General features: G+C 71.7%; 6 protein-coding genes and 1 pseudogene. 3 read left to right on the plus strand and 4 right to left on the minus strand.

Features of this window, described 5'->3' with window-relative positions; translation table 11 throughout:
* Both A5634_RS28485 and A5634_RS01105 read left to right on the plus strand, forming a co-directional pair.
* Positions 1–2,283, plus strand: a pseudogene (locus tag A5634_RS28485) (PE family protein); the annotation flags it as partial.
* 339 nt (positions 2,284–2,622) lie between these two features.
* Entirely contained in the window at positions 2,623–6,858 is a 4,236-nt protein-coding gene (locus A5634_RS01105; RefSeq protein ID WP_065142252.1) for a PE family protein, read from the plus strand.
* A 117-nt stretch (positions 6,859–6,975) separates the two neighbouring features.
* Here the strand turns inward: A5634_RS01105 and A5634_RS01110 are convergent, their stop codons facing one another.
* Genes A5634_RS01110 through A5634_RS01125 form a run of 4 tightly spaced genes read right to left on the minus strand, consistent with a single transcriptional unit; the run spans position 6,976 to position 11,791 of the window.
* Positions 6,976–8,523 (minus strand): acetolactate synthase large subunit, encoded by a 1,548-nt coding sequence (locus A5634_RS01110; RefSeq protein ID WP_065142253.1) that lies wholly within the window; start codon positions 8,521–8,523, stop codon positions 6,976–6,978.
* Positions 8,520–9,368: an amidohydrolase family protein gene (locus A5634_RS01115; RefSeq protein WP_065142254.1), complete on the minus strand. Its 849-nt coding sequence runs from the start codon at positions 9,366–9,368 to the stop codon at positions 8,520–8,522. The genes A5634_RS01110 and A5634_RS01115 overlap by 4 nt, the downstream gene beginning before the upstream one ends.
* Positions 9,369–9,380: 12 nt before the next feature.
* Positions 9,381–10,154 (minus strand): fructosamine kinase family protein, encoded by a 774-nt coding sequence (locus A5634_RS01120; RefSeq protein ID WP_065142255.1) that lies wholly within the window; start codon positions 10,152–10,154, stop codon positions 9,381–9,383.
* Positions 10,151–11,791, minus strand: coding sequence for an acyl-CoA synthetase (locus A5634_RS01125; RefSeq protein ID WP_065142256.1), 1,641 nt, complete (start codon positions 11,789–11,791; stop codon positions 10,151–10,153). The genes A5634_RS01120 and A5634_RS01125 overlap by 4 nt, the downstream gene beginning before the upstream one ends.
* Positions 11,792–11,825: 34 nt before the next feature.
* Between A5634_RS01125 and A5634_RS01130 the strand changes: the two genes are divergently transcribed.
* A partial coding sequence (locus A5634_RS01130; protein ID WP_155769285.1) for a crotonase/enoyl-CoA hydratase family protein occupies positions 11,826–12,668 on the plus strand: 843 nt, incomplete at its 3' end.

Below are 12,668 nucleotides of genomic sequence, written 5' to 3' on the forward strand. Positions count from 1 at the left end.
GCCGATACCGCCGGTCGAGCCCGCGGCGCCAACCGCGCCGTGCCCGCCGGTGCCGCCCGCGCCGCCGGCGCCGCCATCTCCGCCCGTCCCACCGACCAGGCCTGTCGCGCCGGGCGCCCCAGCCCCGCCGTTAGCGCCGGCGGTCTGGGCGGTGACGGCGGAACGGGCGGATCCGGAACAGCGGCCGATGCAACCACCGGTGCGCCCGCTACCAGCGGCGGCGCGGGCGGGGCCGGCGGTCACGGCGGCGCTGGCGGCGCCCAGGGGCAGTTCTACGGTCGCGGCGGCGATGGCGGGCACGGCGGTAACGGCGGCACCGGCGGGACCGGCGGCGAAGGCGTCTCCGGCACCGGTGTTGCCGGCAGCAACGGTGGAACCGGCGGGGCCGGCGGTGCGGGAGGCAACAGCGGCGGGGCCGGCGGCATCAACGGAACGGGCGGTGACGGGGGCGACGGCGGGGCCGGCGGCACCGGCGCGTCGGGTCGCGCGGGCGTCGTGGGCCAGGCCGCCGGCATCGGAGGCAACGGCGGCACCGGCGGCGATGCCGGCGCCGGGGGTTTGTCCGGCACCGGCGGCACTGGCGGCGGCAACGGCAGCGCAGGCAACGGCGGCACCGGAGGCAACGGCGGCACCGGCGGATCGGGCGCCAATGGCACCCAGGGCGGCACCGGCGTCAACGGCTTTGCCGGCGCGGCGGGCGGCGCCGGCGGGGCTGGCGGCAACAGCGGGACCGGCGGCACCAACGGCGGCGGGGGCACCGGAGGCAACGGTGGCACCGGCGGCACCGGCGCCAATGGAACGGCCGGCGTCGTGAACCAACCTGGTGGCACACCCGGCACCGGCGGAACAGGCGGCAACGGTGGCAACGCGGGGGCCGGGGGGTCGGCCGGTACCGGGGGCACCGGCGGCACCATCGGTAGCGCTGGCACCGGTGGCAGCGGCGGCCGAGGGGGCGACGGTGCCGACGCTGGCGCGCTGTCAATCGCAGGCAATGGCGGTAACGGAGGTGTCGGAGGCAGCGCAGGCCACGGCGGCACCGGCGGGACCGGTGGCCTTGGCGGCAACGGCGGCAGGGGCGCCGACGCCGTCCTGAGCCAGTCTGGCAGCAAGGGCGGCGACGGTGGCCAGGGCGGCAGTGGCGGCAACGCAACCGACGGCGGCAACGCCGGCACTGGCGGCAGCGGAGGCCAGGGCGGCCAAGGCGGCCAGGGCGGCAACAGCCTCTTCGGCCCGTCTGCCAGCAAAGGCGGCAGCGGTGGACTTGGCGGCAGCGGCGGCAGCGCCACCGGCGGCGGCAACGCCGGCACTGGCGGCACTGGAGGCCAGGGCGGCCAAGGCGGCCCACGCGGCGGTGTTCTAAACGTGCTCGGTGGCGATGCCGGCGCCGGCGGCCAAGGCGGCACCGGCGGCACCGCAACCGACGGCGGCGAAGCCGGCACCGGCGGCGCTGGAGGTCAAGGCGGCACCGCGACCGACGGTGGCGCCGGCGGCACCGGCGGCCAGGGCGGCACCGGTGGCACCGGAACCGGCCGCGACGCCGCAGGCAATGGAGGCACCGGCGGCACCGGCGGCATCGCGACCGGCGGTGGCAAAGCCGGTACCGGTGGCCAAGGCGGCACCGGCGGAGACGGGACCGGTGGCACCGGCGGCAACGGCGGCAACGGCGGCCAAGGCGCCGCCTCGACCGGCAGTAGCAACGCCGGCGCCGGTGGCACCGGCGGCCAAGGCGGTAGCACACAGAACGCCGGCACCGGCGGTCAGGGCGGCGACGGCGGTCAAGGCGGCACCGCGAGCGGCACGGGCAATGGTGGCACCGGCGGCAGCGGCGGCCAAGGCGGCATCGGCGGCAGGGGGCGGGACTTCGTCGGCTACGAGGTGGGCGAGGCCGGCGGCCTCGGCGGACATGGCGGCAACGGCGGCATCGGCGGCGCAGCACTCGGCGGCGGTACCGCCGGGTCCGGCGGAATCGGCGGCACCGGTGGCAACGGGGGAGATGGCGGCTCGGCCCAACTCGGAAATGGCACCGGAGGGGGCGGCGGCCGCGGCGGCGGCGGCGGAGACGGCGGCACCGGCGGCGCGGCGACCAACGGCGGCAAGGGCGGTACCGGCGGCAACGGTGGCAACGGCGGCGCCGGCGGCGACGGCAGCTCCAACAACCGAAATGCCGGCGCTGCAGGCTTCGGCGGTGCTCGCGGGCACCACGGCATCGGAGGCGGCGGCACTCCCGTCGGCAACGACGGCACCGACGGCAGCGACGGACCCTGGGGAAGCGGTTCGCGCTAAGGGTGGCGCCCTACGTCACCTCGCCCGCCCGCCCGCATCATCGCCGAGCGTGACGCCAGCTTCACGTTCGGCGCCGAGCGTGAAGCTAGCGTCACAGTCGAGATGACGACGGAGCGCCACGAGCCCATTTGGCACGGTCGATATTGACGCTCGCTGGCGGAGCAAGTGCTCACCTTCGCCGCGCGAAGCGGCCGGAACACATGGCTTTGCCGAGACTTTTTCCTATTACGCGTGAATCCAACAACGCGCTGTCCGGACGCGATACTATCCGCGCCTAACCGCTTGCATCGATGCTTGCCTGGCCGCCGCCGGGCCCCCTTAGTTAATGCGAGGTGCCGGATGTCATATCTGCTTGTCGTGCCGGAAACGATGACGTCTGTAGCGACCAATTTGGCCAGCCTTGGATCGACCATCAACGCGGCCACCGTGGCGGCCGCGGCACCCACGACGGGCTTGATATCTGCCGCAGCTGACGAGGTTTCGACGGCCATCACGAGACTGTTCTCCCAACACGCGGCTGGCTTTCAGACGCTCGCCGGGCAGGCCGCCAATTTCCACGACCAGCTGGTAGCGACGTTGGCCAATGGCGCGGGGTCCTACGCCGCCGCCGAGACGGCAAACTTCCGGTTGGCCGCGGCCGCCGCGACCGACCCGCTGCAGGCACTGCTGTCGCGCCCCATCATCGGCAACGGGGCAAATGCGACCACGCCGGGTGCCCCCGGCGGCGACGGTGGCTGGCTGTTCGGCAGCGGCGGAAACGGCGCCGCGGGTGCAACTGGCCAGCCCGGCGGCAACGGTGGATCGGCCGGGCTGATCGGCAACGGCGGGACCGGCGGCGCTGGCGGCATCAACGGCGCCAGGGGCGGCGACGGCGGCAGCGGCGGCTGGCTGTTCGGCGCCGGCGGCGCCGGCGGCATCGGTGGTCTGGGCGCCAGCAGCGGTGGCCTCGGTGGGTCCGGCGGGACCGGCGGCAACGGTTCCTACCTGATTGGCGGCGGTGGTGTCGGCGGTGCCGGCGGCCAGGGTGGAAGCGGCGGCGGCACCGGCGGGCACGGCGGCAACGGCGGCAACGGCGGATTGCTGATCGGGGCCGGTGGCACCGGTGGTGCCGGCGGTATCGGCGCTCCGGGTGCCCTGGGCGGTGGCGGCGCCGGTGATGGCGGCGTCGGCGGTAATGGCGGGGCCGGTGGACTGTTCATGAACGGCGGCGACGGTGGCGCCGGCGGTCAGGGTGGTAACGGCGGCGGCGGTAAGGCGAGCCTCGCGATCGGCGGTACCGGTGAAAACGGCGGCCTTGCCGGCAACGGCGGCGCCGGTGGACAGGGCGGCGCGGGTCCGGTGCTGTTCGGGCACGGCGGTGCCGGTGGCCAAGGCGGCCAGGGCGGCACCGGTGGAACGGGCGGCGAAGGTGGTATCGGGTCCACCGTGGTGGCCGCCGGCACCGGCGGCGACGGCGGCACCGGCGGTGCGGCGGGTCCTGGCGGTAGCGCGGGTGCCTCCGGAATGTTGTCCAACGGAGGGCTGTCCGGTGGTGTCGGTGCGGGCGGCACCGGTGGCACCGGTGGCCAGGGCGGCAAAGGCGCCGACGGCGCGGTGCAGCTGACCGCGGGCAAGGACGGTAACACCGGGTTCGTCGGGGGCAAGGGCGGCAACGGTGGTCAGGGCGGCGCCGCGGTGACGGGCGGGCTCGCCGGCAAGGGCGGCACCGGCGGTGCCGGCGGGCTCGGCGGCAATGGCAGCAACGGCACCGATGGTGCGCTCGGCGGCAATGACGGCGGCAACGGCGGCGGCGGCGGGAACGGCGGCGTGGCCGGCAGCGGCGGCGCGGCGGGCAGCGGCTTCGGCGGTGCGAAGGGGGCCGACGGCGCAGGCGGTAACGGAGGTAAGGGCGGCGACGGCGGCGACGGCACCAAGGCCGGCAACGGCACCGACAACACAGCCAATGCCAACACGGCTGGCGGGGACGGCATTACGGGCGGCAAGGGTGGTAACGGCGGCGCCGGCGGTGCCGCAGGCGGCGCCGGCGGAAAGGGTGGGACCGGCGGCGACGGCGGCGACGGCGGTGGTGGCGGCAACGGCGGGCACGCCGGCAACAACAGCACCAACGCGCCGACCGGCGGCAAGGGCGGCAACGGCGGTGCCGGTGGCGCTCCCGGCGCGGCCGGGCTGGCAAACGGAGGCACGGCCGGCACTCTGGGCAAGGGCGGCAACGGTGGGCTCGGCGGCAACGGCGGCGACGGCGGCACCGCCCAGAACGGCGCACCGGTCGGCGTGGGCCAGAACGGCAACAACGGGTTCATCGGCGGCGACGGCGGTGCCGGCGGAGACGGTGGTGCCAATGGCGCCAACGGCGGCATCGGTGGCACCGGCGGCAAGGGCGGCGCCGGCAACACCGGCGGCAATGGCAGCGCCGGCGGGACCGGCAACAATGGCACGCCCGGTGCCCCGGCCGGCGCCACTGGCGGTATCGGCGGCGGCGGCGGCAACGGCGGCGGCGGCGGTGCCGGTGGGAACGCCGGCGGTGTCGGCGGCAGTGGTGGCGAAGGCGGTGCTGGCGGCAACGCGGGTAACGCTGCTGACGGCGGGCAGGGCGGCAATGCTGTCACCCCCACCAGCGGTCTTCCGGACGCGCCCGACGGCGGCCAAGGCGGTCAGGGCGGAAACGGCGGCACCGGCGGCACCGGCGGCGCGGGTGGCACCGCCGGGGCCGGTGGCGTGGGCGGGACCGGCGGCATCGGCGGCGACGGCGGCAACGGCGGTAAGGGTGGCAAGGGCGGTAACGGGGCGATCGGCGGAACGTTTAGCACCGGCGGTGCCGCCGCCGGCTCCGGTGGCGCCGGCGGAGACGGCGGCAACGCCGGCAACGGCGGCGGCGGCGGCAACGGCGGCAGCGGCCTTGCGCCTGGCGCGACCGCAGGCACCGGGGGCAAGGGCGGCAACGGCGGGAACGCAGGGTCCGGCGGAGACGGCGGCACCGGAGTGGCGGGGGGCAACACCAGATCTAGTACCAGCACTACCGCCGGCGACGGGGGCGGCGGTGGCAACGCCGGCTCGGCCGGCAAAGGCGGCACTGGCGGCAACGGCGGCGCCACTGTGACCAGCAGCAATGGCGGCGCCGGCGGCAACGGCGGCAAGGGCGGCAACGGCGGCATCGGTGCCAACGGCGCCGCTGGCTCACAAACCTTCGGGCCTGGCTTCGACCCCACCGCTTCGGGTGGAGACGGGGGAACCGGTGGCAACGGCAGCAGCGGCGGCGACCCGGGTGTGGGCGGCACCGCCGGAGGTGCCGGCAGCAACGGCGCCCTCGGAAAGGGCGGCGACGGTGGCAACGGCGGCGCCGCCGGCAGCGGCGGCACAGGTGCCAATGGCATTAATATTCCGGTCGGCCCGACGGTGGGGCAGGCCGCCGCCGGCAGCAATGGCGGCGCCGCCAATCCCACCGGGGGAGACGGCGGACCCGGAACTCCTGGCAGCCCCGACAGCGGACTCCCGAATGGCCAGGTGCAGACGGGCGGTCAAGGTGGACTCGGCGGCGCCGGAACCAACGCTGCCGACAGCGGCACCGCCAAGGGCGGCAAAGGCGGCGAGGGCGGAGCCGGCAGCCTCTACGGTGGCGCCGGAGGTAATGGCGGCCAAGGTGGTAGTGCCACCCAGACGGGCAAGACCGGGACCGCCAACGGTGGCGACGGCGGCAACGCGGGCAACGGAAACGGCGGAAACGGCGGCCAAGGCGGGCAAGGCGGAAGTGCTACGGCGCTCACTGACGGCAGCGCGGCCAACGGCGGCGATGGCGGTAACGGCGGCAACGCAGATCCAACCATCCTTGAGAGCCAGCCGGTACCCAATGGCAACAACGGCGGCAGCGGCGGTAACGGCGGATTCGCCACCGCGGGCAAAGGAACCGCTACCGGCGGCGACGGCGGCAACGGCGGCAACGGGGGCAACGGCACGGTCAACGCGGGCCTCGGTGGCAGCGGCGGCCTAGGCGGTAGTGGAGGCGCCGGCGGAGCCAATGGCGGCAGCGGGGGCACCGGCGGTGCCGGCGGCGCCGGAGGTGCCGGAGGCAGCGGCGTCATTGGCGGGACCGGTGGCAACGGCGGTACCGGCGGTGGTGTCGCGTTTGCCGCGGGTGGGTCGGGCGTGTCGGGCGCCGGTGGCAATGGCGGGACGGGCGGCAACGGCGCCATCGGCATGACCGGCGGCGCCGGCGGGAATGGCGGCGCCGGTGGCGCCGCGGGTAACCCCGGCCCGCTTGGCGTCGGAACCGCGGGCAACGGCGGTGCCGGAGGTGCGGGCGGACAAGGCGGGGACGGCGGCAACGGCGGCAACGGCGGTGGCGGCGGAGGCGGCGGAGGCGGCAGCACGAATGGTACCGGCGGCACCGGCGGCAACGGGGCCTTAAGTGGGGCCGGTGGCCTTGGCGGCTCGGGCGGCCAAGCCGGTAACGGCAACTTCGGCGGTACCGGTGGCACGGGTGGCAACAGCCAGGCTGGTCAGACCGGCACCGTAACCGGCGGCGGCAAGGGCGGCACCGGCGGCAGCGCGGGCACCGCTGGCGCGGGCGGCGTTGCTTGACGTTGCGCCGCAACGGCTTTGAAGGCCCAAGCCAAGGCGATTACTGAATCGGGCAACCCGGCATCAGAGCGGCACGGCGGGTAGGGCCGGAGCCGCGGGCGCGGCAGGCGCCGCGCATCACCCCAACAGTGACGGCACCACCGCATCGATCAGGTGCGGGCCGGGTTCGGCGAACGCGGCGCGCAGCGCGTCGGCGAATTCTTCGCATGTGGTCGCGCGCCGTCCCGGCACCCCCATGCCTTCTGCCATCTTGACGAAATCTATTGTGGGACGGGAGATGTCGAGAAGGTCGAGCGCCTTGGGGCCGGGTTCCGAACCGGCGCCTACCCGCTGCAGCTCAAGCCGCAAAATGTCGTAAGCGCCGTTGTTGTAAATCACCGTGGTCACGTCGAGATTCTCCCGAGCCTGCGACCACAACCCCGAGATCGTGTACATCGCCGACCCGTCGGATTCCAGGCACAGCACCGGGCGCTCAGGCGCGGCGACCGCGGCGCCAACCGCGGTCGGGATGCCGTACCCGATGGCGCCCCCGGTCAGCGTCAGCCAGTCATGGGCGGGCGCACCAGCGGTGGCCCCCGGCAGCAGCAGGCCCGAGGTGTTGGATTCGTCGACGACGATGGCGCGTTCGGGCAGCAGCGCGCCGATCACCTCGGCGGCCGATGCGGCCGTCAACGCACCCGATGGCAGTTGCGGGCGCGACGCGGCCGCTACCGGTGCCGTCGTCCCGGGCGCCAACTGCTCGGCCAGCGCGACCAAAGCCAGTCCGGCGCCGCTGTATTCGGCCAGCACGTGCACCTCGCACCCCGCCGGCACCAGGTCGCTGGCCATGCCCGGGTACGCGAAGAACGAGACCGGTGATTTCGCCCCGGCCAGCACCAGATGCTTGGCACCGTCCAATTGCGCCGCCGCCGCCTCGGCGAAGTAACCCAACCGTTCGACGGCAGGCACGCCGGCTCCGCGTTCCAGGCGCGTCGGGAAGGTCTCGCACAACAGCCGGGCGCCGGTGGCCTCGGCGATCCGTGCGGCGGCGGCCAGGCCCGCACCGCGGGTGGCGTCTCCCCCGATCAGGATCGTCGTTGGTTCCCCCGATCGCAGCACCTGGGCTATTGAACCGTCGTCGAGGTCTGCGTGAGGAAATGACGACGCCACGACCGGCGCGGGTTCGGCGCCTTCGGACCAGGAGGCGTCGGCGGGCAGGATCAGCGTCGAGACGAGCGAACCGGACACACTGGCGGCAATGGCATCAGCGGTGTCGCGCCCGACCTCGGCAGTGGTGTCGCTGCGACGGACCCATCCCGAGACGGTGCCGGCGAGCGAATCGATGTCGGATTCCAGTGGGGCATCGTACTTTTTGTGATAGGTGGCGTGGTCGCCGACGACTACCACCATCGGTACCCGCGCGCGACGCGCGTTGTGCAGATTCGCCAGGCCGTTGCCCATGCCCGGTCCCAGGTGCAGCAGCACCGCGGCGGGCCGGTCGGCGATGCGGGCATAGCCGTCGGCCGCGCCGGTGGCCACGCCCTCGAAAAGCGTTAGCACACCACGCATTTTGGCTACGGTGTCCAGGGCCGCCACGAAGTGCATCTCCGAGGTGCCCGGGTTGGAGAAGCACACGTCGACACCGCCGTCGACCAACGTGTTGATCAGGGCCTGGGCACCGTTCACCTGTCCACCTTTCGTTGTTGCAGCCTAAACACCCGTTCGGCGTTGTCGTGCAAGAAGTCTCGCCGAGCCTCGTCGCTTAGCCCAAGTTCGTCAAGACCCGCCAACGCGTGTGCGTGCGCGATCATCGGATAATTGGTGCCGAACAGCACTTTGCGTTGTCCGGTACCGGTTTTCATGAATCGGACGAGCTCGTCCGGCAGCCGCTTGAGCGTGTAGGCGGACGTGTCGATGTAGACGTTCTCGTGCTTGCGGGCCACCGCGACCATCTCCTCGGTCCACGGATAGCCGACGTGCCCGCACACGATCACCAGTTCCGGAAAGTCCAGGGCGACCTGGTCGATGTAGGGAATCGGACGGCCGGTTTCCGACGGCCGCAACGGCCCGGTGTGGCCCACCTGGGTGCAGAACGGCACCGCGGACTCCACACATTGGGCAAACAACGGATAGTAGCGGCGGTCGGTGGGTGGTGCGTTCCACAGCCACGGCACCACCCGCAGCCCGACGAATCCCTCGGCAACCCGGCGTCGCAACTCCCGTACCGCCTCCATCGGACGGTCCAGGTCGACCGTGGTCAAACCCCTCAGCCTGTCCGGGTACGACGAAACCCATTCGGCGACTTCGTCATTGGAGACCAAGTCCTGTCCGCCCGGACCTAGCCACGCGCTGAGCAACCCGAACCTTACATCGGCGGCGTCCATCGAGGCCACCGTCGCCTCGATCGGGATTTCAGTCTCCATTTCAGGGTCCGGCATCGCCCCACCGGTCCAGCGCCGCAGCGAAGCCAACATGTCGCTGCGCAGGAACCGCTGCGTCGGATGCTGCATCCACACGTCGATCGTCGTCATCGCGGTTCGACTCTAAACCTCCAACGCAGCGCGCGCGGCGGCCCGTGTCTGGCCGGCGTATCCGCCGCCGAACAACACGACGTGTGCCAGCAGCGGGTAGAGCTGATGCAATCCGACCCGGCGGCGCCAACCAGGCTGCAGCGGACGGATCCGCTGATAGCCGGCCAACACCGACTCGTAGTGCGGACAGCCGAACAAAGCGAGCATCGCCAGGTCGGTCTCTCGGTGACCGGCATGCGCGGCGGGATCGATCAGCACCACGCCGGAGCGCGTCCACATCACGTTGCCGCTCCACAGATCCCCGTGCAGCCGGGCGGGTGGGTCGTCATCGTCGAACGCGCCGGCCCGGCACCGCGCCACCACGGCGTCAATTTCGGAGCGGGTGCCCGCGTCGAGTCGGCCCGCCGCCCGGTCAGCCATCGGAACCAGGCGCTCCACGGCGTAGAACTCGCCCCAGCGTTGATGCCGCCGCAACGACATCGGCAACGGCTGCGACAGTGGCCCGAAGAACCCCGGCCCGCCCCAGCCGTCGGGTCCCGCGCCGAAGGCCGCGGCGCCCGCGTCGTGCGTGACGGCCAGCCGGGCACCGAACTCCGAGGCCGCCTCGGCACTGGGCGGCACGGAATCGAGCCGACGCAGCGTCAGGCTTGTGGCGTCGACAGCGAGCACCTCAGCGCAGGGCACACCGCCATTGGCATCGGCGAGCCACCGCAAGCCGGTGGCTTCCCATTCGAAGAAGTCGGCGGGCGCGGCCGGGTTGCGCTTGACGTATTCGGTGCGCGTCAAGCGCTGGCGTGCGCGGCATGCACGTCGTCAGCCGGCCGGGCCTCGGTCTGCTCTTTGGCCCATCGGTAGTCCGGCTTTCCGGCCGGCGAGCGCTTCACCTCGTCGACGAACCACAGGCTGCGCGGCACTTTGTAGCCGGCGATCTCCGAACGCACAAAGCTGTCCAGCTCCGCCAGCGTCGGCCGCGCCCCTTCACGGGCCTGAATCACGGCCGCCACGTGCTGGCCGTACCGCGGGTCGGGCACCCCGACTACCAGCGCGTCGAACACGTCGGGATGGCCTTTGAGTGCCGCCTCGACCTCTTCGGGGTAGATCTTCTCCCCGCCGCTGTTGATCGACACCGAACCGCGGCCCAGCATCGTGACGCTGCCGTCCTCTTCCACCAGTGCCCAGTCGCCGGGGATGGCGTAGCGCACGCCGTTGATGGTCTTGAACGTCTCGGCCGTCTTCTTCTCGTCCTTGTAGTAGCCGACGGGGATGTTGCCCTTCTTGGCGATGAAGCCGCGCACGCCGGAACCGGGCTTGACTTCGTTGCCGTCCTCGTCGAGGACGACGGTGCGGTGGTCGATGGTTACCCGCGGGCCACCGCTGTGCGGCGCGTCCTTGGCGACGATGCTGGTGCCGCCAAAGCCGGTCTCCGAGGAGCCGATCGAGTCGGTGATGACTCGGTTCGGCAACAGCTCGAGCAGCTTCTCCTTGATGCTCGGTGAGAACAGTGCGGCGGTGCTGGCCAGCAGGAACAGCGACGAAAGGTCGTAGTCGTTGTCTTTCTGCAGCGCATCCAACAAAGGTCGCGCCATCGCGTCACCGGTGAAGAACAGCAGGTTGACTTTGTGATCGTGGATCGTGCGCCAGACCTGTTCGGCGTTGAATTCCGGTGCCAGCACGGTGGTTTGGCCGGAGAACAGCGACATCCAAGTGGCCGACTGGGTAGCGCCGTGGATCATCGGCGGGATCGGGTAGCGGATCATCGGCGGATTCGCCGCGGCGGCCTTGGCCAGGTCATGCTCGTCCTTGACGAATTCGCCTGTGGCGAAGTCGGTTCCGCCGAACAGCACCCGGTAGATGTCCTCGTGGCGCCACATCACGCCCTTGGGGAAGCCGGTGGTGCCACCGGTGTAGAGCAGGTAGATGGCGTCGGCGGTGCGCTCACCGAAGTCGCGCTCGGGCGAGCTGCCGGCAATCGCCTCGTAGAACTCGACGCCGCCGTAGCGTTGGAAGTCGTCGTCTGAGCCGTCCTCGACCACCAGCACCGTCTTGACGTTCGGCGTGTCCGGCAGGACGTTGGCTACCCGGTCGGCGTACTGGCGCTCATGCACCAGGGCCACCATGTCGGAGTTCTCGAACAGGTAGCGCAGCTCTCCCTCGACGTAACGGAAGTTGACGTTGACCAGGATCGCGCCGGCTTTGATGATTCCCAGCATCGCGATGACGATCTCGATGCGGTTGCGGCAGTACAGGCCGACCTTGTCGTCCTTGCCGACGCCCTGATCGATGAGGTAGTGCGCAAGCCGGTTGGCTTTTTCTTCGAGTTGGGCGTAGGTCAACTGCTCGTCACCGCAGATGAGCGCCACACGGTCCGGCACAGCGTCGATGGCGTGCTCGGCAAGGTCAGCAATATTCAGGGCCACGGCCACCAAATTAGAACGTGTTACATTTCTTGACAAGCTGATGCCCATTGACGAGCGAGAGGCGGTAACCGTGGCCGAGGCTCCAGCAAACGAATCCGGTCCAGACGCGATAGTGGAGCAGCGCGGTCACACGCTCATCGTGACAATGAACCGTCCGCACCGTCGCAACGCTCTGAGCACCGAAATGATGCAGATCATGGTGGAGGCGTGGGACCGCGTCGACAACGATCCAGACATCCGCTGCTGCATCCTGACCGGGGCCGGTGGCTACTTCTGCGCCGGCATGGACCTCAAGACCGCAACCCAGAAGCCGCCCGGCGACTCCTTCAAGGACGGCAGCTACGACCCGTCGCGCATCGACGCGCTACTCAAGGGTCGGCGGTTGACCAAGCCGCTGATCGCCGCGGTCGAGGGACCGGCCATCGCGGGTGGCACCGAGATCCTGCAGGGCACCGACATCCGGGTGGCCGGCGAGAGCGCCAAGTTCGGCATCTCCGAAGCCAAGTGGAGCCTGTATCCGATGGGCGGATCGGCGGTGCGACTGGTGCGTCAGATTCCTTACACGGTGGCCTGTGACCTGTTGCTGACCGGTCGGCACATCACCGCCGCGGAGGCCAAGGAGATGGGTCTGATCGGCTATGTGGTGCCCGACGGTTCGGCTTTGACCAAGGCGTTGGAGATCGCCGAGGTGATCTCCGGCAATGGACCGCTCGCGGTGCAGGCGATTTTGAAGACGATCCGCGAGACCGAGGGCATGCACGAGGAAGAGGCGTTCAAGCCTGACACCGCCAACGGCATTCCGGTGTTCTTGTCCGAGGACTCGAAAGAGGGCCCGCGCGCGTTCGCCGAGAAGCGCCCGCCCCAGTTCAAGAACCGTTACCCA

The organism is Mycobacterium asiaticum (assembly GCF_001673365.1).
GTDB classification, from domain to species: domain Bacteria; phylum Actinomycetota; class Actinomycetes; order Mycobacteriales; family Mycobacteriaceae; genus Mycobacterium; species Mycobacterium asiaticum_A.

Bases quoted from the DNA above. Each gene is read 5' to 3' on its own strand.
- A5634_RS01105 (WP_065142252.1), top strand. From the start codon at position 2,623: ATGTCATATCTGCTTGTCGTGCCGGAAACGATGACGTCTGTAGCGACC.
- A5634_RS01115 (WP_065142254.1), bottom strand. From the start codon at position 9,368: ATGACGACGATCGACGTGTGGATGCAGCATCCGACGCAGCGGTTCCTG.